18 protein-coding genes are annotated in these 22,227 nt (G+C 42.9%); 12 read left to right on the top strand and 6 right to left on the bottom strand.

From position 1 onward, the window contains the following. The first annotated feature begins 199 nt into the window (after window positions 1–199). The 3 genes from MKZ16_RS20720 to MKZ16_RS20710 all read left to right on the top strand — a co-directional run bounded on the left by MKZ16_RS20720 (window position 200) and on the right by MKZ16_RS20710 (window position 1,531). Complete coding sequence (locus tag MKZ16_RS20720; protein WP_339814665.1) at window positions 200–484, top strand: EamA family transporter; 285 nt, start codon at window positions 200–202, stop codon at window positions 482–484. A gap of 35 nt (window positions 485–519) precedes the next feature. Continuing rightward, on the top strand, window positions 520–852 hold the full coding sequence (gene csaA / locus MKZ16_RS20715) for a chaperone CsaA (RefSeq protein WP_038572193.1): 333 nt from the start codon (window positions 520–522) through the stop codon (window positions 850–852). A gap of 85 nt (window positions 853–937) precedes the next feature. Then, entirely contained in the window at window positions 938–1,531 is a 594-nt protein-coding gene (locus MKZ16_RS20710; RefSeq protein WP_076104980.1) for a hydrolase, read from the top strand. 70 nt (window positions 1,532–1,601) lie between these two features. Here MKZ16_RS20710 and MKZ16_RS20705 read toward each other — a convergent pair whose 3' ends face one another. Further along, entirely contained in the window at window positions 1,602–2,414 is an 813-nt protein-coding gene (locus MKZ16_RS20705) for an undecaprenyl-diphosphate phosphatase (RefSeq protein WP_036688882.1), read from the bottom strand. A gap of 404 nt (window positions 2,415–2,818) precedes the next feature. On the opposite strand from MKZ16_RS20705, the gene MKZ16_RS20700 reads away from it, so the two are divergent. The 4 genes from MKZ16_RS20700 to MKZ16_RS20685 all read left to right on the top strand — a co-directional run bounded on the left by MKZ16_RS20700 (window position 2,819) and on the right by MKZ16_RS20685 (window position 10,318). After that, a complete protein-coding gene (locus MKZ16_RS20700; RefSeq protein WP_235219572.1) occupies window positions 2,819–3,199 on the top strand; it encodes a GNAT family N-acetyltransferase in 381 nt (126 codons plus the stop codon). A 371-nt stretch (window positions 3,200–3,570) separates the two neighbouring features. Beyond that, window positions 3,571–5,079: a hypothetical protein gene (locus MKZ16_RS20695; RefSeq protein ID WP_143759049.1), complete on the top strand. Its 1,509-nt coding sequence runs from the start codon at window positions 3,571–3,573 to the stop codon at window positions 5,077–5,079. A gap of 12 nt (window positions 5,080–5,091) precedes the next feature. Beyond that, window positions 5,092–5,850: a DUF6063 family protein gene (locus MKZ16_RS20690; RefSeq protein ID WP_076104978.1), complete on the top strand. Its 759-nt coding sequence runs from the start codon at window positions 5,092–5,094 to the stop codon at window positions 5,848–5,850. Further along, window positions 5,837–10,318, top strand: coding sequence for a hypothetical protein (locus MKZ16_RS20685; protein ID WP_076104977.1), 4,482 nt, complete (start codon window positions 5,837–5,839; stop codon window positions 10,316–10,318). Before MKZ16_RS20690 ends, MKZ16_RS20685 begins: the two co-directional genes overlap by 14 nt. Window positions 10,319–10,399: 81 nt before the next feature. Here MKZ16_RS20685 and MKZ16_RS20680 read toward each other — a convergent pair whose 3' ends face one another. The 3 genes from MKZ16_RS20680 to MKZ16_RS20670 form a co-directional block, all read right to left on the bottom strand. Then, window positions 10,400–11,284 carry a DMT family transporter gene (locus tag MKZ16_RS20680; RefSeq protein WP_256715488.1) on the bottom strand — a complete coding sequence of 295 codons (885 nt, stop codon included), beginning with the start codon at window positions 11,282–11,284 and terminating at the stop codon, window positions 10,400–10,402. After that, window positions 11,284–12,135 (bottom strand): AraC family transcriptional regulator, encoded by an 852-nt coding sequence (locus MKZ16_RS20675; RefSeq protein ID WP_076104975.1) that lies wholly within the window; start codon window positions 12,133–12,135, stop codon window positions 11,284–11,286. The genes MKZ16_RS20680 and MKZ16_RS20675 overlap by 1 nt, the downstream gene beginning before the upstream one ends. 86 nt (window positions 12,136–12,221) lie before the next feature. Then, window positions 12,222–13,685: an ATP-binding protein gene (locus MKZ16_RS20670; protein ID WP_256715487.1), complete on the bottom strand. Its 1,464-nt coding sequence runs from the start codon at window positions 13,683–13,685 to the stop codon at window positions 12,222–12,224. 197 nt (window positions 13,686–13,882) lie between these two features. Here MKZ16_RS20670 and MKZ16_RS20665 point away from each other — a divergent pair, with 197 nt between their 5' ends. Together MKZ16_RS20665 and MKZ16_RS20660 are read left to right on the top strand one after the other, a co-directional pair. Then, complete coding sequence (locus MKZ16_RS20665; RefSeq protein ID WP_076104974.1) at window positions 13,883–14,605, top strand: MOSC domain-containing protein; 723 nt, start codon at window positions 13,883–13,885, stop codon at window positions 14,603–14,605. Window positions 14,606–14,697: 92 nt separating this feature from the next. Next, window positions 14,698–16,773 carry a serine hydrolase domain-containing protein gene (locus MKZ16_RS20660; protein ID WP_076104973.1) on the top strand — a complete coding sequence of 692 codons (2,076 nt, stop codon included), beginning with the start codon at window positions 14,698–14,700 and terminating at the stop codon, window positions 16,771–16,773. A gap of 56 nt (window positions 16,774–16,829) precedes the next feature. On the opposite strand, the gene MKZ16_RS20655 is transcribed toward MKZ16_RS20660, so the two are convergent. Continuing rightward, window positions 16,830–17,261, bottom strand: coding sequence for a flavodoxin domain-containing protein (locus MKZ16_RS20655; RefSeq protein ID WP_076104972.1), 432 nt, complete (start codon window positions 17,259–17,261; stop codon window positions 16,830–16,832). A gap of 425 nt (window positions 17,262–17,686) precedes the next feature. Here MKZ16_RS20655 and MKZ16_RS20650 point away from each other — a divergent pair, with 425 nt between their 5' ends. Continuing rightward, window positions 17,687–18,028: a DUF4181 domain-containing protein gene (locus MKZ16_RS20650; RefSeq protein ID WP_036688860.1), complete on the top strand. Its 342-nt coding sequence runs from the start codon at window positions 17,687–17,689 to the stop codon at window positions 18,026–18,028. Between the two features lie 302 nt (window positions 18,029–18,330). On the opposite strand, the gene MKZ16_RS20645 is transcribed toward MKZ16_RS20650, so the two are convergent. Continuing rightward, a complete protein-coding gene (locus tag MKZ16_RS20645) occupies window positions 18,331–19,140 on the bottom strand; it encodes a lipase family protein (protein ID WP_076104971.1) in 810 nt (269 codons plus the stop codon). 132 nt (window positions 19,141–19,272) lie between these two features. Here MKZ16_RS20645 and MKZ16_RS20640 point away from each other — a divergent pair, with 132 nt between their 5' ends. Both MKZ16_RS20640 and MKZ16_RS20635 read left to right on the top strand, forming a co-directional pair. Further along, window positions 19,273–20,562, top strand: coding sequence for an L-serine ammonia-lyase, iron-sulfur-dependent, subunit alpha (locus MKZ16_RS20640; RefSeq protein WP_076104970.1), 1,290 nt, complete (start codon window positions 19,273–19,275; stop codon window positions 20,560–20,562). A 196-nt stretch (window positions 20,563–20,758) separates the two neighbouring features. Further along, the gene (locus MKZ16_RS20635) at window positions 20,759–22,225 is read left to right on the top strand and encodes a YdiU family protein (RefSeq protein ID WP_076104969.1); all 1,467 of its coding nucleotides are present in this window, start codon (window positions 20,759–20,761) and stop codon (window positions 22,223–22,225) included. Window positions 22,226–22,227: the final 2 nt, after the last annotated feature.

Genomic DNA, 22,227 nt, shown 5'->3' with positions numbered 1-22,227 from the left:
TTTCCGCTCCTTTATTAATAGATAAATAGCAGATAACTTCTTGCAAGTTTATCATATAGGAGAATTGAACACTAATTCATGCAGGACGAAAAGGTTGAAGATATAGACGTAACATTATTGGAAAAGAGAATGGAATATCGTTTATATGGCGATCCCGAAATCATAGACTATTAGAAAATGAAAACATTAAGCTTGTGTCTTGGAAATAAATTCGAGATTTACGAAGGACATCGAAATTACGCTAACGGAGAACGATAGCTCAATAAACACGATTTGGCAGTCAGCCAAAGCGATCGACTCGATTGGAGCAACTACTGTCTCGGTTGGGATTATTGGTGAGCCTGTTCTTGCCATTGTCCTTGCATACCTATTATTAGGGGAAACTATGTCATTATTCCAGCTTTTAGGCGGCATAATAACCTTACTCGGTATGGGAATGTATTTTTGGTCGAAATCTTTAAAGTACAACATTCAAAATAAGTAAATGAGTAGTCGGAAATATGTATAGGGGGATGGAAAATGGTAACTATTGATGATTTTTTGAAACTTGATGTTCGTGTTGGAACGATTATTAAAGCGGAGTTTTTTGCAAAAGCAAAAATACCTGCGATTAAACTCCAAATTGATTTTGGACCAGATATCGGAAGCAAAACATCAAGTGCACAGATTACTAAACGATATAGGCCTGAAGAGATTGTAGGGCAACAAATCATTGGGGTAGTTAACTTCCCTGCTCGAAATATAGCGGGTTTCCTATCAGAAGTATTAGTTCTTGGAGGAATACCGGATAAAGGGGATGTGGTTCTCTTGAAGCCAGATATTAAATTACCTAATGGGACACCTATTGGGTAATATAGGGTAATTGTTGTATTAAACTAACTAACAGTGGGTCTATTTTAAGATGTACACAAAATTGATAGTAATCGGAGAGAAGACCATGGAAGAATTAACAAGCTTAGTATCTGAAAGTATTGAGGCAAGTAAAACGGCGCTAGTCGTGATCGACCTGCAACAAGGAATTGTCCTCAGTCCAAAGCAGGGGCCGCATACAAGTGCTCAGGTGGTTGAGAATGCCTGCAAATTAGCTCAATCCTTTACGGAGAAAGGAGGATTTGTTGTTCTAGTGAGGGTGTCATGGCTAGATGGGCAAGATATGCTTAAACCTAAAACTGATTTACAAATGAATTCTGTCACCTATCCAGAAGGTTGGGACAACATCGTGCCAGAATTAGCGAATATCAAAAATGCACATCTGATTACCAAACGGCAGTGGGGGGCATTTTTCGGTACAGATCTTGATTTGCAGTTACGGCGCCGCGGAATAGATACGATCGTATTATGTGGTATTTCTACCTCGATTGGTGTGGATACTACTGCAAGAGAAGCTTATCAGCTTGGTTATCATCAAGTTTTTATAGAAGACGCTATGACCGCGATGGTAAAAGAAGAGCATGATTATGTATGCAAAACTATCTTCCCTCGTATAGGTAAGATCCGGTCGAGCGATGAAGTAATATCCATGTTGAAATAGTATAAAAAAACCTCAGGCTCTCTCTGTAATTTCAGAGATTGTCATGAGGTTTTTTAATTGAAGTTATGTCTTACATAAAGATGAGGAGAAGTATCCCAGCTAAGAAGCAGTAATAAGAGAAATACTTCAAATTACCTTTAGCCATAATCCCCATAAACCAGCGCATGGAGAAATAAGTAACGATAAGTGTAGTAATAAATGCAATCAAGTATGGAATTGCTAGCTGCGAGCGGTTAGGATCGTGGGCAATATCAGATGCACCCATAACAAGTCCGCCCAAACTGACAGGAATATAAAGCATAAAAGAAAAGCGTAAAGCAGTTTCTTGCTTCATTCCCACAGCGATGGAAGAGATGACAGTTGCACCAGAGCGGCTTATCCCAGGAATAAGGGCGACTGCTTGGGCAAGTCCGACTATAACTGCATCCTTCGCTTTTAAGTCACCATCTTGTTTACGGCCGCGAAGGTTACGGATCAACCATAAAGCTACCCCTGTAACCAGCAAGGCGATAGATACGGTATGAACTGACGAGAAGATATCCTCAATCTGATCCTTGAAGAGTAAAGCAACGATTACCGCAGGCAAGGTACCGATGATGATGTACAAAGAGAACAGGAAATCTGACTTATATTCCTCTTTGCGGGTCAGAATAAATTGAACGAATCCAGTGATCAATCTTCCGATATCTTTACGGAAAATAAAACAAATCGCGATTAGTGAAGCCGTATTTGTTAAGATTTCAAATGATAGCCCATTTTGTTTTAAGCCTAGCAATTTCTGTGCGATGATCAAATGGCCGCTCGAAGAGACGGGGATTGGCTCAGTTGCCCCTTGAACAAACCCTAGAAACAAGTATTTAAGCCACAGTATAATATCTTCCATTTTACCTCCCAGTATTTTTGTAATCTTTTCAATCATATCGTATTCAATAAAGAAATGACAATAGAACCATCGTGCCATATTCAATTGGACGAGTTATACTAATTCGTAAGACTATTAAATGAGGTGGAACTATTTGTAGTACATTACTAAAAATTCAGCAGCATGATATTCCGAGAGCAGCCAGTGTTCTGGCCGAAGCATTTGCTAAAAATGATCCGTTATATCAGCATATCTTGCCTGATGAATCAACCAGATTACGCGTGTTGAATATTTTTTTCCATCGTTACATTGAGATGTTGTATCCATATTCGGATTTACTAACGACTTCTACTAACTTTGAAGCAGTGGCTTTAGTGTTCCATTCGGAGCGTCAGACAGGGACATTGATTTCGAACGTCAGGTATATGAAACAGATAGTCCTTGCGATCATCAAGTCATTACCGATCTGCCGAATCATTGGGGTGCGAGGATTTATACGTGGTTTATCTATTTTGCGTAGTATGAGTTCTTTATGGTTATCAATGTTTGGGGATCAGAAGTATAAACATTTGGATATGCTTGCAGTGCAAGAACAATATCGAGGCCAAGGATATGTATCAAAAATCATGACACCGCTGCTCGCGGAATGTCGTGTGAACAATACATTATGCACGTTAGAGACACAGACGCCGAGCAACTTGCCCATTTATGAGCATTATCATTTCCGTACGGTTAAAGTCATTCCTCTACCTAATAGCCCACTTGAGCAGTATTGTATGGCGTTTACGCAAGGAGTTGCTGAGTAGTTAATAAAAAAGGGCCGTCTCATTCAGCCAATTCATGGTTTATGGGGCAGCCTTTTTTTGCTTAGTCCATAAGAGTTAATGAAGCTTCAAGAGAAAAATCAGGGGATTTCTCCCTGTAATTCCGCGATCTTTTGTCATCCGGCTAGAATCTATTATTTTGTTTAACAAAAATAGCATAAGCTTCGAAGGATTGTTATAATAGAAACATATATTCCCGTGTTTCAGAACCCTATACAGGATGTATAGGGGTTTTATTTCTTTTAGTGAGGGTGATCGAGAATAAGTATGGCGTTGTCCGTACAGGGAGAAAAGGACCGGAGAGTTCCGCAGGAAATTTTAAATTATGAAGTGATGGCGAGGTTAGCAGAAAGATGAATTGGTCGGATTTTGGTGAACGAAACAAACGATTGAATCCCCTGTGGAATTTGGGGGCTGGCATGAACCTTGGCGAAATCCAACCGTACAAAGAAATGGTGTCTTTAAGCGTTCTGCTTCAAGTCTATTATCTGGAGCTAGAATCGAATGAGAGAAGATCCAAGGAGGATATTATAGAACTTACTTGGACTGCACTGGAACGTTTTAATATCGCCAATCTTGGGACTACCGAATCCGTAGAGCGTCTCGTGGACGGTTTATTGTGGAGCGGGAATGGTGGAGATTTCGAATCCTTTTTCTATGATGATGTGACCCGGCAAATGTCCGCGCAGAAATATAAGTATTTCACGGTGGACGAGGATGCGACCCGCAGCAGTTGGGAAGAGAATGGCAGAACCATCTATCGTCTCTCCGAATATGCAATGGAGCTCATTTTTATGAGCCATGAGATTATTGATGAATTTCAGATCAGCATCAAACTGCTCGAGATTCAAATGCATATTAAACATGGGCGCGTAACTCGGGCTCTTCAGGATGTTAATGAACTGATCTCCCGTGTCCGTAAGATGACCCAGCAACAGCAAGAATACCGCAATGCGTTACGCCGCAATCCGAAGCATATTTTTAGTGAATTCGGAGTGGCTCGGCATCAGCGACTCGAAGAGATTCATCATCAGTTCGAGGAGGAACGCAAACATTTTGACAGTATTCACCGTTCTCTGGCCCGGCTGGCCAATGATGAGAAAGACGTAATCGACTTCAATGAGATCCGTATTCTCTCTGAACGAGTCGAGCTTTCTAGGCGTGTGCACGATGAGCTGGCTGAGGTAGTATTGAATATTTTTGAGATGGAGACCAATTTAAGATTGAACTTTCCTGAATTATTCTGGGGAGCAGCCGGGTTTAACTTCCGTACTCACGTATGGGAGGAATGGGTGAAAGAAGAGGGTCTGCCAAGCGGTGACAGTCTTGAACTGCTGCTCAGCGGATTATTCGCTCCGAATCAGGACTTCGTTTATCCGCTTCCTTGGGCTTGGGAGGAACAAGAGGTAGGCTTTATCCCCGACTTAGTGATGGATGATTTCGAAGATGAGGTGGACGCAGAGCCTGTTCAATATATTCCTAAAGGTATCCCATGGGCAAAGGTAGTGGATCTGTGGAAGCCGGTTTTTACTGCCTTGGCTGAGCAGGGAAGCTTTACCTTTACTGCAGAGGCTTTTTCCGCCGAAGAACTAACAGGGTGGGCAAATACACCGGATGCTGTTGATCTGTGGGTGCAGTTTTTTCATACAGAGATTTTAGTGCAGGAACAGGCACCAGAAGGTGGTGGCGGCGTTTCTGATGAATGCCAACAGCTAATCCAATATGTACTTGCAGAAGATCTTCTGTTTGAGAGTTTACGCGGCAAAATGCTGCGGACGAGCATTGCTCCAGAGCCAGCCTCAAGGGTACGGTGTCCTGGTCTGGATATGAGTCCATATATGATTACGATCGTGGAGAGGTGAGAAGTTACTAACATGAGTTATACATTAGAACAGGTACAGCAAGCTTCGCGGCTATTTTTTGAATTGCTCCGTAAAAAAGTAATTCCTCTCGATGACCCTGCAACGGCAGAATGCCTTCAGGATGCAGGAACTTATGATGCGCTTCAGTATGTTGCTAAAGAAGGGGGCTGTCGGGTGATGAATTCGGGGCACCGTCTCCATCTGCTGGTTAATCCACTGGGGTCAGTGTTTGCAACCAATTTCACCCAGTTAAAGAACAAATATTCACGTGTTGAGCGTAAAACTCACTTACATATTATCAATATTATTATTCTGGTTTTTCTGGCCGAAATGGATCAGGATGAGACTCATTTTAAGTCGGGGCAGGACAGTATGTCCTATATTCAAATTGCTGATCAGGTGTCCTCGCTCTTTCAGACGTGGATTCAGATGGATGAGGATGGGCGATTTAGCCAGCAGTGGCAGCTTGATATCCAAGCGATGTCTAAGGTATGGACCAGTCTGTACATGCAGACTAAGAGTCAGGAAGAAAGCGATCTTCTGACCAGAGGCGCAGGCTCACGAATTGGACTGATCCATGAAGGCATGAAACTTCTGGAAGAGGAGAAGCTCGTATTCATCTCTGAGACAGAGAAGCGTATCTTTCCTCGGGAAGAGCTGTATGAGAGAATGCGTTATTTATATCATGATGTCGATCGATACCAGGAATTAAAGAGCCTCATTGGAAGAACTTTAGCTGAGAAAGACGGTGCTACCTATGCCGCGGATTGAACGCATACGAATTACAGGACTTAAATACGAGAAGATGCTCAAGAAATACGACGATATGATTCTGGACCTCTGCAACGAAGAGGGACCCGCTAATACGCTTATTACGCTCATGAATGGCGGTGGAAAGGGAGTACTGCTGCAATCCATTTTTCAGCTGTTAATGCCCAAAACACCATGGGGCAAAGACAGTGAGAACCAGGTTGAGGCTTTTTTTCATAATCATAAAAAACAACTTAAACCGTACACTTTTCACGTAGCTATCGAATGGCATCTCGACAACAATGAGCGCAATGAGTATATGACTACGGGAATTGCTATGACGGCACATAATTCGCTTGATCAGCAGGATATCAAAGTGGATTACTTGCTGTACGCACTTACAGATTACGGTGAAGCGGCTGAACTTACGCTATCAACGTTGCCGTTATTTGACGAAGTGACTGCTGAACCTACGAGTTTTGAAACGATCCAGCAATTTGTACGCGATCGGCGGGGAGAGATTGTACCTTTTGGCAGCCATAGCTCGGATTTGAAAAGATATTATGACTTCCTGGCTATCCGGGATATCCATATCGCCGAGTGGCGTAATATGCGGCGGATCAATGGTGAAGAGGGCGGTATCAAAGGTTATTTTAAAAAGAATGATGCCTTCACCAATCATAACTTGTTCGAAAAGCTGATTATTCCTGAAATCGGATCTAGTCTGAATGAAGGATTAAAGGAAGACGACAATACGCTGCAGCGGATGTTTATCGATACAGCAACAGTGGCTCAGCGCTTGCCGATGCTTGAACAGCGGGAGCAGGTCTATTCAGAGTTTCTTGGTATGGCTGCACCGCTTTATGAGCTGGTGAAACTTGGCGTGGAGGCGGAAAACGTAGTACAAGAAACTGAACTACGTGGACGCCAAATCTATACGGTTATCTATGAAGAGCAGAGAAATGCAGAAGTTGAGCGAAGTAAGATTGCTGATGAACTGGCTGGACGTTATCAGGATGCGAAGCAACTGCGCTTTGAGACAGACAATCTTAAATACTTACGCAGCAAGGAAGAAACGGAACTGAAGCAAGAAGAGTTTAAGAAGCTCAGTGATGATCAGAGCCGTGCGCGTGGTCGGTTGGAGGATTCCAAAGCGCAAGAGAAGAAGCTTGAAGTAGCTTATTTTCTGGCTAAACGGTTGCTCCATACCCGGCAAATTGAGCAGTGGCAAAAAGAAATTCAAGCTATCGAAGGTTCTCTGGAGATGAAAGAACAGCAAGAGGTCATTCAGGCAGCCAAGGAACAGCTGCGGAAACAGTGGGATGTGGTGTTTAATCTCTGGCAGCAAACGATTAGAGAGTTTGAGACAGCGCAGCAAGACCTGACGGCGGAAGAAAGGGAATTGCGCAAGGAAAGGGAAAGGTTCTTGGTAGAGCTGGCCGGGCTGGATAATCAGATCAATGATTTGACCTTATCTATTCGGCAATACACGGAAGAACTCGGAGCATTCGCAGCCCAATATGGGCAGGATGCCGCCCATTCTCCGGCAGCTGCGCTGCAGCGTACGGTCTCAGCGGCCAAAACGATTCTTCAAGTCATTGGAGACTTGGAAGAACAGCGCAAGCAGGAAGAGATTCGGAAGCTGGCACTGCATAAGAGTCATGCTGAGCTGAGCGAGAAACGGCGTTCTTATGAGCGTGAAGCGGACGAGCTTGGAGTTCTGCTTGAGTCACAGACTCAGAAAGAATCCCAATTATGGTCACAGCTCGTTGTGCTGCTGGAAATGTATGAAGAGCACAATCGTTTAGGTGCTACTGGCCTTTTTGAAGAACAAGATGTTATCCCGGCACGTTTTATCCGAAAAATAGATGAAATAGAGCAACAGACTAAACGTTCCAGACGGGATTACTATAATCAGCTCATGGATGTGGAACTTCAGAACCAATCCTACTGGCTACCCAATTCAGATATTCTGACGGTCAAAGATACACTCGATTCGTTAAAGATTCAATCAACGCTAGGTAGTTCCTACTTAAATGACCGTCCGTATCTTGAACGTGAGGAAGAACTGGAGCAATATCCGTTACTTCCATATAGTTTGATTTTGACCCGGCGCGAAGCTGATAAAATTCAGCCGGAACTGATGAAGGACACCTTGCTGAAATCAGCGGTGCCGATCTTTATTCGTGAAGAGATGGCAGCTTCGAATCAAGCATCCTTCATGCTTTTTGCGAATCAAGGGCCGCAAATGGTCTTGCAGCCGGATCGTTTCCAGGATTGGAAGAGCAGTATTCAGGGGAAGCTCAAGGAACAGGAGCAGATCCTTCAGGACTCTGAAGCCTATTTATCTAAGTTGAAATCGGTGCGTCAGGAGTATGAACGTTTATTTCAAGTCGAGAATACCATGACGCTTACAGCCAAGCATGATGCGCTTATTAAACTGCAGGCTGAACTTCAGCAGAGCATTATCAATCTGAGCAATGAGATGGATGAGAATGAGGGGACGCTTACCCGGATCGGACGAGAGCTCGCTGAGAACAAAGTTCTAAGTGTGGAACATGAGCAGAGAGCGGGGGTTCTGCAAGCTTGGATTGAACGGACGAAGAAACAGGAACAAGATTATAAGGAAAAACAAAAAATAATCGAACGAAAGAATCTGGTGAGCAAAGAGTTAGCAGGTAAAGATCAGCAGCTTGAACACCTAAAGGTGCAAATGGAAAGCTTGAGCGGACAACGCAATAAATGGACGAGAGAAACCGAATACGCGATGTTCCCTAGACTGCAACGATGGTTTCCTGAGATTGTTTTCCCAACAGATCGCCAGCTTTCTGATGAAGGAGAAGTCCTACCTGTAGATCCTGTAGAGCAGAATCTTCTATTGCAGCAGCTCAGTACCGTTGAAAGCCTGCAGCAATCACTTACCGAAAATGAGCTGGAAGTTCGGACAAGAGCTGCACAGATTAAGGCAGCAAGCGAGAATCTGGCTGAGCTTGAATCCAGCCTGAATCAAGTGGATGTGAATTGGCGGAAGGCGACTGAACCTACGGAAACGGCCGAGTCTATAATGGCTGCAAGAAATCGCCAAAAGACGGATACTACTTCATTGGAGGAAGACTATCAGATTGTTCACGACGGTTACATCCGCTGCCAGACTGAATTGGAGAACTTGCAGAAAGAGTTGCGCAAAGTAGAGAAGGGTATCAAGGAGAAACATGAACGTGCCGTGGAGCTTTGGAATGAGGTGCTAGAGGATAAGGAGACAGAAATTCAGGAGCGCTGCCAAGCGAATGAGCTTATGCTTAACCAGTGTAAAAGATCCTTGGATCGAATGGATGTCCTCATCCAGACTTTATCCAATCAAATCAAAATAATGAATGCGCATATTGAGGATCGCGTCAACCTACGGAGTGTACCAGAAGAAATAACGCTGAGGGTTAGAGAAAGCTGCGAGCCTCTAGTAGCCGACTGGCTTCTCCGCATCAAGGATAGCCGGATTAGACAGGATGAGATCTCCAAAAAGGTGAAGGAAGAGAAAAATTCATTAACCGAAAAACTTGCGAAAAATGAACGGAACTCCGAACTGGAGACCAAGATTCTAGATCGATTGAATACGGTCCATTGGGATAATTTCGCTATTGCACTGCAAGTCCTAGATTCCATGCTACGCAGTTCGCGTGATCAGATCGAGAGCATTCAAAGCGATAAGGAAGGCATGGATCTCTCCCGCAAGATGTGGGTAGGCCGGGCTTCTCTAAGAGTGGTACAAATCATTGATATTATGAAGCGAATGGAACGCCGGATGATTATTCATAACGAGAATAATTATGCCTTCCCGCTGGTACGTCTGAATTACAAGAATATCAATGTGCCAAGAACAAGCGATGAGGTAGAGCCGATGGTGAGTGACTACTTCAATCAATGTATCAATGAATTGCTCAAAAAGTATCCAAAGATAGAACAAGTGCCGGCACTGGTAATCAAAGAGGTTATTAATGACGGACGAATTGTCTATGCGGCGCTGCAGAACCGCTTTCCAGTTCTTCAGGTGTATAAACCGGTAACGGAGAATTATTTCCTCTACGCCGCACCGGAAGATTATCATTATTCGGACTGGGAGATTATTAATCGCGGCGCACTGGATGAAGCTGTCGGCAGTGGGGGGCAACGTCAATCTGTACAGCTGCTGGTCGCAATGATGATCATGACGCATAAACGGGTGAATCGTGAGAATAAAGGGTGGACGGTCTTTTTATATGACAATCCTTTCGGAGAAATGGTCTCCAATAACGTGCTTGACCCCGTCTTCGAAATTTCCAAGGCACTCAAATTCCAATGGCTGATTGTTACGCCGCCGGAGCTTGTCAAGAATGATGTCAGCGTGCGTTTTGGCGTGTATTGGCAGCTTTATTTTGGAGGCGTCAAAGGGGACATGCTGGAATCAACCCTGATCAAGGGAGGAAGAAAGCTTATTCCTGTCTCGTTGTTCTGAGTATGGAATGAAACTTAAAGAAGCTCCAGTATGCATCACGCTGCTGGGGCTTCTTTTTATTAAATGTTAAAGATATTTTGTTTATTTAGGTTTGCGTTCGGAAATATAAGAACCGATAAGCGTTAAAAAAGTTCCCGTTAGAATTGCCCAGGTGATCTTTACATTCAGAACAAGGGCGGAAGCTGCCACTGTAATTACAGGAACAATATAGATATATACACTTGTTTTTACAGCCCCTAGAATCCCTACAGCTTTATTCCAAGTCAAAAAACACAGTGCCGAGGCACCCAAACCTAAGAAAAGCAGGTGAGCTACATTTGAAATTTCTTTAAATCTACTCGGACCTAGCTGAAAATCAAACAGAAACAGAGCAGGCAGCATAAACAGCAGACCATAGAAAAATACTCTGCGGGTAGCCCCTATAGTATGAACCTTTAATACGCTTATTTTTCTCATCAACACTGAATAAATTGCCCAAACCACAGGTGCCAGCAATGCCAGCAAGTCACCGATGGGGTTCAGCTGCAGAAGAAAACTCCCGTTCAGCCCAATTAATATAATTCCTGCCAAGGCTATCAAAAATCCTATAATAAACTGCCTACGAAATTTCTCTTCTTCTAAAAAGAAATGAGCGATCACCGCCGTGAAAAATGGAGCGATGGAGACAATCACACCTACATTGGATGCAAGGGTATAGACTAGGGCAATATTTTCTATAAGAAAATATAACGTGACCCCACAAAGACCTGCTGAGATAAAGAGTAATTCCTCTTTAAAGGATGTAGTTCGGATTGGACGTGAATAGATCAGTAACAGTACAAAGTACCCAATAAGAAAACGGAAGAACAGAATTTCCACAGGCGTAAAGTCTTTTAACAGTATTTTAGTGGAGATAAAGGTGGTTCCCCAGATTAAAATCGTAAGTAATGCCAGCAGATGTCCTGTGTTAATCTTGCGTTGATTTATCATTTCGTAAGTTCCATTGATGACTTTACTCCCGTTTGCTGAACAAATATACGCATATATTGCTTAGGGGTTAAGCCTATGAGTCTTTTGAAAAAATTTGTGAAATGGCTCTGATCACTGAATCCGGTTAGAGAGGCCACTTCTATTGGCAATATTCCTTGTTCTAAAAGCTTTTTGGCATGGTTGATGCGAATAGTTTCCAAGTAACGGTAAGGTGATATTCCTTTCTGTCTGGTAAATAAACGCAGCAAGTGATATTTACTTAAGCCGCTTAATTCACTTAACTGGTTTAGCGTAATGTTCTGCGCATAATGTAACTCTATGTAATCGCAAATGATTTTAATTTCAGAAGTAGGCTCTTGAGCTGGATAGGGGGTTTCTGTCTCCGTGTATTCTCTCAGAAGCTGCTCCAGGAGAAATAGAAACAATTCTTCTTTTTGAAAATCGGATTGATCCTCTAATATCATTTGGTGCAGGTCGTGTAAAGGGTTCGACAGTTCACTTTGGTAGAGAACGTTGTGTGTGAACCGCGGTAAGTAGCCTATGCCGGTAATTTCTAGCACATACTCACGCATGACTTCCGGCTGAATATTGATGCAGCGATAGTCAAGCGTTCTCCCGTCTATCTGTTCACAGGCATGGGGATCCGCCGGATTAAAGATGACCACATCTCCGCTGTTAAGAATATGCTCTTCTTGGTTACAGAGCAGATGTCTCTTTCCTTGTTCAATAAAACCTATGACATAATGGTCATGAAAATGGTTGGGAAACTTCTGCATAATACCTTCGAATCGATACGCCTCAAATTTTAAGTCATGATCGAAAACTACAGTTCGAACTTCACGAGTCATTGCTGCACCTTCTTTTCCAATAATGTATAACCATTATAATGTGAAAATTAGGGGCATTCTTGCATGATGTTGCGATACCACATCTTCTACATGATAGGTTCCTCAGGTGTAATGATCGTTGGAATACTCACAGTAAAAGTTGTTCCTTGCTCCAGAGTACTTTCTACAGAGATCGCTCCGCCATGATTATGTATAATATTTTGTGTGATCATATAACCTAAGCCTGTTCCTGTTTCTTTGGTCGTATAAAATGGTTTGCCGAGGGCATTGATCTGTTCCTCTGTCATCCCACAGCCTTCATCCTGCACACTGATTCGGGCTTCTCTGTCATAGGTTTGCACATGAATATAGATGTTTCCCCCATGATTCATTGCTTCCATCGCATTTTTAAGTAAGTTAATAAATACCTGCTTCATCTGATAAGCCTCACCATTAATCCAAATGGATTGATCAGTACAGACAGGGAGGATCTTGAGATTTTTTAGGGCAGCTTGTCCATTCATTAGTGTGGTGACTTGTTCCAGCAAAGACAATAAATCCACTGGTTTACTAATATGAGTGGTTTGGGGTTTAGATAAGACAAGCAGTTCGTTGACGATGAACTCGATGCGTTTCAATTCTGACTCAATAATGGAAATATATTTATCATTCATCCGCTCGGAAGAGCGCAGTAGCTTCATAAAGCCATTAATGGCTGTAAGAGGATTCCGTATTTCATGAGCGATTCCAGCGGCTAACTGTCCTGCTGTAGATAATTTCTCGGACTGTATCAGTCGTTCATCTTCCAATACTTGCTCGGATATATCTTTGAATATGCCAATGTACGCTTCGTTTCCCTCATAAATGATTGGCAATGTAATCCCATCCACATATTTCTGCTGGTTATTTAAACAATTAATCAGGTAGCAGACAGAACCTGTTGTTCTATCAGTGTTGAATTTCTTTCTTCGTTCTGAGAGAATTTCATAATTAGAGTAGTCTACAATATCCATAGTCGATAGACCAAGTACTTGATCTAGGCTTTCTGCATGGATTAATTGTAAACCTGCCGAATTTGCATATAGAACAATCCCTCCCCTAGTGATAAGCACGGGCTGAGGCAGTTCCTCCAGCAGCTGTAGAAAAGAGCTCTCTTTTTCAAGTAGATGGGTCTTCACAACCTGAAGCTGAGTCTCCATTTCCCTGATCAGGGTCTTATTCTCGAATTGAGTAAAATAAAATATAGGTTTACCAATGTCATCCGAAAGGATAGATAAGGAGACGTTTAAAGATAACCGGTGTCCGGTTGGATGGAAATAATCTAATTCGAGTCTCTGCGGATCAGTACTCGTAGATGGAAGAGAGCTTCCTAATGAAATGAATTTATGAATCTGATCTAGAAGGGTACGGACGGTTGGAGAGGGTGTCGTTAACTCGTTTTCATCATACCCCAAGAGGTCGCATAATGCTGAATTCAGTTTTAGGAACGTTCCATCAAGCGAAATAAGGGCCATACCCATCACGGCTTGGGTAAAAACAAAGTCAAAACCTTGAAAATCATTTGTCCGCACAGCAGGTTACCTCTCTTCTTTATAGGGGAGTGAGTGTTATCTCAAAATGCAATATATCCAACAGTCATAGTATAAAACATATAACTCAATAAAACATATAAAATTTCTGGGTTATTAGATATTCATACAACAGTTAAATAAAATCAGGTAGAATGGGAAGATACGTTGCATTTTAAGACAAGTGGAGGCGTTGTATCATGTTATCAGTTGTTGGTGAAATTCAAGGAATTAATCGTTACCCGGTCAAGTCATTTGCGGGTGAGAATTTAGAAAGCTGTATAATTGAACCGTATGGAATGCTTGGTGACCGTTTTTGCTCCTTTTACGATGAGTCAAAAGAGGGCTGGCGAAAATATATCACCGCTAGAAATATTCCGAATATGCTTACCTATCAAGCGCAATTTATAGATGGACAAATCCATGTAACGGCATCAGACGGGCGAACCTTTGGATGGGATGATAATCTATTGGAAGAAATCCAAAGCCAAACCAAAACTCCAATCACTATGTCTGGTTTAAAAGCTGCACATCCTCAGCCAGAACATCCGCAGCTCCTATCCGTGGATGGCGCTAGTATTCTACTCATTACGGATGCCAGCTTAAAAAAACTGGAGGCAACCTGGGGGCATTCCTTGGATCAACGGCGTTTTCGCGGGAATTTTGTTATTGCGCTGAATGATGATTCTCTTTTTGAAGGAGATTGGATTGGACGCCGGCTTAACATTGGGGACGCACAGCTACAGGTAGATAGTTTTTGTGAGAGATGTGTTGTGATTACGATGGACCCGGATAGTCTCCAGAAGGACCCAGTACTTTTGAAAAAACTGCATAAAGAGTTTGATTTGCATTTTGGAGTTTATGCTTCAGTAATCAAAACTGGGCAAATTCGAATCGGAGATAAAGTAGAATTAGTAGATTAGATACATGGTCCCAATATTGCAAACTTCCTTTACATTACTCCATGGATAAATTATCCTTTAAAGGATGACGATTTCATATCGGGAGGTTATGTATGAAGAAGAATTTGGCATCCCTATTAGTTGCATTGCTTCTACTGGTAATGTATGTCCCTACGAGTGCATTAGCAGCAGATAGCGGCAAAGGGCAAACGTATGTGAACACTCAGAAGGTGGCAGCAGAGAAGGCAGCATTCTTAACGGAAAAGCTGGGAACGACTAGTCTCCAATATGCTCTTATTGATGGCGATAATATCGTTGTGAGCGGTCAATCTGGATATAGTCATGTGGAGAGTAAGACAGCACCAAGCGCTACAACGATGTATGGAATTGGCTCAACGAGTAAAATGTATACAACAGCTTCTATTATGAAGCTTGTTGAGCAAGGGAAAGTAGACTTGGACGGTTCAGTCGTATCTTATTTGAATAATTTTACGATGGAAGATCCTCGTTATAAGCAAATCACTGTACGGATGCTGTTGAATCATTCCTCAGGTCTTGCTGGCTCGAACTTATCCAATTCTTTCTTATTTAATGATTCTGATCCTATTGCAAAAGATAGTTTACTAGAAACGTTGTCAACACAACGTCTGAAGGCCGATCCAGGTGCCTACTCAGTATATTGTAATGATGGATTTACGTTGGCTGAGTTGATTGTTGAAAAGGTCAGTGGCACGGACTTTACCACATTCATTCATCAAAATTTCACAGAACCTCTAGGGCTTGAACATACGAAAACGCCTGTAGATTCTGTAGCTTCTTCTCAGCTGGCTAGTGTCTACAATGCTACCTACTCAGCAGCTTTACCCAAAGAAACCATTAATGTGATTGGAACAGGTGGTATCTATTCCACTGCAGAGGACTTGGTGCGCTTTGCAACTATTTTTACGGGCCAATCGACTGGCATTTTGTCAGAAAAGTCTGTGAAAGCGATGGAACAAGAGGAATATAAGCGTGGAATATGGCCTAAGGGAACAGATAATTCGTTAGCTTATGGATTAGGCTGGGACAGTGTGAACTTATATCCATTTAACCAGTACGAAATCAAGGCTTTGACAAAGGGGGGAGATACGGGTCTGTATCATACCTCATTAGTTGTATTGCCCGAACAACGGATGGCAGCAGCAGTAATATCTTCTGGCGGAGCAAGTACAACGGACCAGATGCTTGCCAACGAAATTTTACTCAGTGCCTTACAGGAAAAGGGAGTTATTAAGGAACTGAAAGCTACACCTACCTTTAAAGCTTCGAACAAAGAGGATATGCCGCAAGAATTGGTAAACTATGCGGGTGTCTATGGTGATTCTACGCAACTAATGAAGATAGAAGTTAGTAAAGCTGGGGAATTGAGTATATCTTCGATTATAGCTCCTACAATGCCAGCACAGAAATTTTCATATAATTCGAACGGTGAATTTTTAGATGCCGAGGGTACAAGTAAAGTTAGCTTTGTGAAGGAGAGCAATGGCCGTATCTATCTTTGGAGTCAAGGGTATGGGGTAATTCCAGGACTTGGTGAAACTGCCGTTACCCAATATGCAGCTGAGAAGCTTGAACCTAATGCCCTATCTCAAGAGGTCATTACTGCATGGCAGCAGCGTCAAGGGAAATTGTATTTTGATGTCAGCGAGAAGTACAGCTCCCAATATTACATGAGTATGCCGGTAGCTGGAATCGCTATGTTCCCTGACGCACCTGGTTATATGGGCTCGAATAAAATAACTGGACCTAATAAAGCAGAAATGACCGTGCAAATCCCAACCATCGCTGGGCGCGATCTTGCGGATCTTATTTTTGAAAATAAAAATGGTGTGGAGTATTTAAAGATTGGCAATCAATTATTTATACATCAAGATGCGGTTAAACCGATTTATGCAGGCCCGCAATCTATGGTAACGATCCAATCAGATGGATATGCTAGATGGTATGGAGTTCCTGAAACGGCAACAGGTAAGATAATGACAGTAGAGCTGCCAACCAAGAGTTCCTTTGCCGTCTATGATGAGAATGGTGTATGTGTGAATTACTTTACCATTAGCGGTCTTAAGCAAGTCAAACTTCCTAGCAACGGCAAAATTGTATTTGTAGGTGATGTCGGTGCGAAGTTTGAAGTGACCCTCAAGGCGCAATAAACGTATATAAAAAAAGAATCCTGTTATCAAGATTTTCGTCTTGGTAACAGGATTTTTTATTTGAAATTTTGTGAGAATTCTTTTATTTTATCTACCAATATCCCTTTGAGCTGATCAGTACCTTCCTTTGGAGCCTTATAGGCCTTATAACCTCCAAAAGATTCAATACAAATCGCAGCTTCTTTCAGATCATCAGGGAAATTTTTCTCTATTAATTCTTCGGTTTTCTTGGGTTTCTCGTTGCAAATGTAGTAGCCCATCTTCTTAGTCAGTAACTCATCTTTATTTTTTTTGATAAAGTCACGAATGGCTTTATATATTTTTTCATCTCTTACTCCTGCCCCTAAAATAATGCTATCAAATGCCTCGATATCTGGCTTTTCTAGTTCGATATTGCAAATTTTGCTCTGAGGTAGCTCTTCTGATAATACTTTTGCACATTGTTCTGTTGCTCCAGATTTTGTAGCGTATAGAATAAGTACTGCCATTGTGTTCCCTCTTTTCAGTTAAGATTAATCGCGTTCCCTCATGGAAAAAATCTCGCAAATCAATTATCTTGATTATCAAGATATAATATACTTTATCGAATATACTGATCATTTGTCAAGCCAACGGCAAGCTCCTGAGTGTTAATTAGATATCCTTATTATGGTATCATGGGAATAATATTAATCTAATGCTAACAATATCTTTAAGGAAATATACAAAAAAAGAGGAGTGAACGTAAATTGGGGATCATCGTAATGCTAATCATCTATTTGTTGCTTGGAATATTTGTGATTAAAGTAGGCATCGATAACTCTAGAAGTACGCAACTATCAAAAGAAATATTAAATGAGTTAAAAGAAATCAAAGAACTAATGATCAGAAATAAATACGAATGAATTCTATATAAGGGTGGAGGTGAACGAAAGTGAAAATTGGACTTATACTTATAATACTTGCTTTTTCTAATCTATTTCTAAGGATATGGATTGTTGGCCCGGACAAAGAAAAACTTCCTGAAGACGGTTATGAGCTTAATATAAAAGGGAAGCTTATACTTGCACTTGTGGGATTAATTACGGGGATTGTGATAATAATTGCCGATGGCCCAGAGGGTACGGTTATAAAATGGTTTTGGATTGTAGTTATAGTAGTAGCAATAGGGTTTCAGTCGTTCATCGACTGGAAATTTCTAAAACATACGAAACAGCACATAGTTTCACTTATTCTGTTAGTCCTGGGTGTGGTATTAGTTTATTTTATATTCTGATCTAGTTTCATTCGTACCGGCTTCGGACCCAGATGACGTTAATTGCTGAATAATCGCCTTTTGGGCAGCGTTTCGGACTCCAGTGCAGCTATTCGTTAGAAAGTGACTTATATTAGGTGTTTTTTATGCCAATAGTGGCCATGGAGTCCGATGGAATTCTTAAAGTGGAAATATACTGCTGTTAGTGTCAATGGAGTCCGTTAGTGACTTTGTAACTGCTGATGGCATCGAATCATACGAAGAAAAGAGGTGTTTCGGCAGCCAGCTTATGGCTTGTTGGGCACCTCCTTTTTGTGTTCACATTATACTTCTGCTTTCGTAGCCACGAGTGGACAGAATCCAGGGTTCGTTATACATAATTCTTGAGCGAATTCCGGTTGGAGCTTGGAGAGCTCGGCGAAATAGCTGCTGATTACGTGATTACCACTTGTAGATCCATTTTGGAAAGACAGTGAGTTAAAAGTGTGGACATGATTGTAATAATACTTTTTTTCCCGTTTGGGGAGCTTATAGACATGCGGAGGTGCGTAGGTTACAACATCAAAAAGATTGGCATACCGGTAACTCTTCTGCACATATTGTTTGAAAATATTAACGAAGTCCGGATCGCCTACCCGTGGGGAACCATAAGTATAGAGGTTAGGTGAGGTGTAAGAGGTATTTGCCGCAATATCTAAGGTACATAAGGTGGCGAGCGCTGCACCGAGGCTGTGGCCCGTAATGTATAAGGTCTTGTCGGGAGATAGCTTGGAGAGCGTAGAGAAGATGCCATCCCGAGCTGAAGAATAAATGTTGGTGAAGCCACGATGGGTGAGAGAGTCTTCTTTAAGATATTTGAACCGTTCCTGTGAAGCGAGGACGTTGGATATCCAATTGGTCGTCGTACTGGTTCCCCGAAAGGCAATAATAATCTCTTGTGGAGACTCCAAAATAAAGCCGAAACGTTCCCATACATTATTGAAGGATTGTGCTTCAATGGGATGACATAGCTGATAATCTAATGGAATGACGAAAACTCCATCTATATTTGAAAATTGTGTATAGGTCTGCCCGCAGACTGCAGCTAGAAAGATCGCCCTTTGCCCTTGCTCATTCCTCTTACTCACGTGCATCCCGCCTTTCTTTCCTACACTATATTAGGGGGATGAAGGAGTGATTCCTAAGAAAAAGGATTCCCTGAAACTTCTCTCTGAGTTACTATATATAAATAACTCCAACAGGAGAGAGAAGGGGGAAATGCATACATGAGCAACTTATTGGAAATTTTACACAAGGAAGTCGTACCGGCAGAAGGCTGTACGGAGCCGATTGCAGTTGCGTATGCCGTCTCCTTGGCGGCAGAGCTTCTCGAGGAAGAAATTACGGGGATTCAGCTGCATCTCAGCGGTAATATTATCAAAAATGCAATGGGAGTGGGCATTCCCGGGACAGGCCAGACAGGCCTGCCCATCGCAGCAGCCCTTGGAGCGGTGGTCGGCCGTTCTCACAAGGAACTGGAAATTCTGTCAGGTCTGACACAGGCTGAGTTGAAGATGGCAAATGACCTGCTGGATAGAAAGCTGCTAAAAGTGGAGATAAAGGACACTCCTGAGAAATTATATATTGAAGCCCAGTTGTTTACGCAGAACCATACGGCGACTGCCATTATTGCCAGAGAGCACACCCATATAGAATATTTGGCTCTGGACGGGGAGAAAATAACACCCCGGAATTCAAAAGCCGACTGTGGCAAGCCTAGTCTTTCCGACACGGAAGAGTATGCGGGCTCAGTTGATCAGATATTCGAGTTTATCTGTACCGCTCCTTTTTCAGAGCTTAGCTTTCTCTTGGAAGGAGCGCGGATGAACAAAGCGATCTCTGATGAGGGATTGCGAGGTGATTATGGCTTGCAAGTAGGCAAGAAAATGAATCAGCAATCTGCGGTGAATCTGTTCGGCAATGATGTAGCGAACAGAATTATCGCGGCCACTGCAGCGGCTTCAGATGCTCGAATGGATGGCAGTGCAATGCCTGTGATGACAACTGCGGGCAGTGGTAATCAAGGCATCGCCTGTACGCTTCCCGTTATAGCTCTGGCGGAATTGCTGGGCAAAGATGAAGAAATGCTAGCTCGGGCGCTTGCACTGAGCAATCTGGTCACTGTGCACATCAAACATTATATCGGGCGTTTGTCCCCATTATGTGGTTCAGGGATTGCAGGGGGAGTAGGAGCAAATAGCGGGATCATTTATCTCATGGGCGGCAGTCTTGAGCAGATCAAGCATGGGATACAGAATACGATTGCTTCTTTGTCAGGGATGATCTGTGACGGTGCGAATTCTACCTGTGCGCTGAAGATTTCCACCTCCACCAATACGGCGATCCAGGCAGCCACACTAGCTATGAACAACATTGCTCCTACAACCAAGGATGGTGTGATTTTCGAAGAGGTGGAAGATACCATCCGCAACATGGAGCGTTTGGTTCAGGAAGGGCTGGCGGATACTGACAAGACCATTCTCAATATTATGCTCTCCAAAGGCGGAGCGAATTAGCTTCCAAATAAGTTGAAAACAAGATAGAACATCATAATTAAGACCGCCCGGTTTCCTGCATAAAATGGCAGGAAGCCGGGCGGTCTTTGTAACACTTCGGCAAAACATAGATCTGCGAGAAGATTTGCATTAAATTTTAACATAACTTATTCTGAGTTAATAAAGGCATAGACTGAGGGTATAAAAAGGAGATAATATGACAGAGAAAATAGATATAGGCTGGAATTTTGCGAACAGTTATACTCATCTGCCGGAATCAATGTTTACAAGAATTAAGCCAACGCCTGTGCGTAAACCGGAACTGATTATTTTTAATGAACCATTGGCTGCTACTCTAGGGCTGAATAGCACAGCACTACAGAGTAAGGAGGGTCTTGGGATTCTTGCCGGCAACGAAGTTCCTGAAGGTACCATTTCGCTTGCTCAAGCTTATGCTGGACATCAATTCGGACATTTTACCATGTTGGGAGACGGTCGAGCAGTGCTGCTGGGCGAACAGATCACCCCTCAAGGTGATCGTGTAGATATTCAGTTGAAGGGTGCGGGAAGAACCCCATACTCTCGTGGTGGCGATGGCCGGGCAGCGCTTGGGCCGATGTTACGCGAATATATCATCAGTGAAGCTATGCATGGACTCGGGATTCCTACGACTCGCAGCTTGGCGGTGGTAGCAACAGGGGAGTCGCTAATCCGGGAAACGGAACAGCCGGGGGCGGTTTTGACCCGGATCGCGGCGAGTCATTTGCGTGTTGGAACTTTCCAATATGCTGCTGCATGGGGGACTGTGGAGGATCTGCGTATTCTGGCTGATTACACATTGCAAAGACATTATCCAGAAGCTCCTGTGGAAGATAATCCATATCTTGTTCTGCTTCGGGAAGTAATGGAACGTCAAGCAGCGCTAATTGCCAAATGGCAGCTTGTAGGTTTTATTCACGGAGTGATGAATACCGATAATATGGCCCTTAGCGGAGAAACGATTGATTATGGTCCATGTGCCTTCATGGATGTGTACAATCCTGAGACAGTATTTAGTTCCATAGACCAGCAAGGTCGTTATGCCTACCACAATCAACCCGGGATTGGCGCATGGAATCTCGCCAGATTTGCCGAGACTCTCTTGCCATTGCTGGCTGACGATCAGGCACAGGCGATTAAGCTGGCTGAGGAGGCAATTTCAGATTTTTCGGAGCGGTCCTATCAATATTGGCTAACGGGAATGAGAGCGAAGCTGGGAATCTTTAACGAAGAGTTAGAGGATGTTGCTCTGATTGATACCCTCCTTGAACTGATGCAAAAATATCGGTCTGACTACACTAATACATTTCGGTCTTTAACTTTAGGCGTAATGGAAGATGCTGATCTGTTTGGCACTCCTGAATTTAAGCAATGGAATGAGCTGTGGCAGGCGCGCCTTAGCAGGCAGCAGGAATCACAATCCTCTTCACAGGAGCTGATGCGTACCAGTAATCCTGCGATTATTCCGCGGAATCATCGTGTGGAAGAAGCGCTTGAGGCGGCGGTAGAGCGGAAAGATTACGATGTGATGGAGAGGTTACTTCAAGCATTGTCTAACCCATACGCCTACTCCCCTGAACAAGAGGAATACTCGGCACTTCCTGAGGAATCCGCATGTCCATATCGTACATTCTGCGGTACTTAAAT

Origin of the sequence: Paenibacillus sp. FSL R5-0928 (assembly GCF_037970385.1) — a bacterium.
GTDB classification, from domain to species: Bacteria; Bacillota; Bacilli; order Paenibacillales; family Paenibacillaceae; genus Paenibacillus_AQ; species Paenibacillus_AQ odorifer.
The sequence above is the reverse complement of the archived record's forward strand: the minus strand, read 5'-3'. Positions and strand labels throughout refer to the sequence as shown.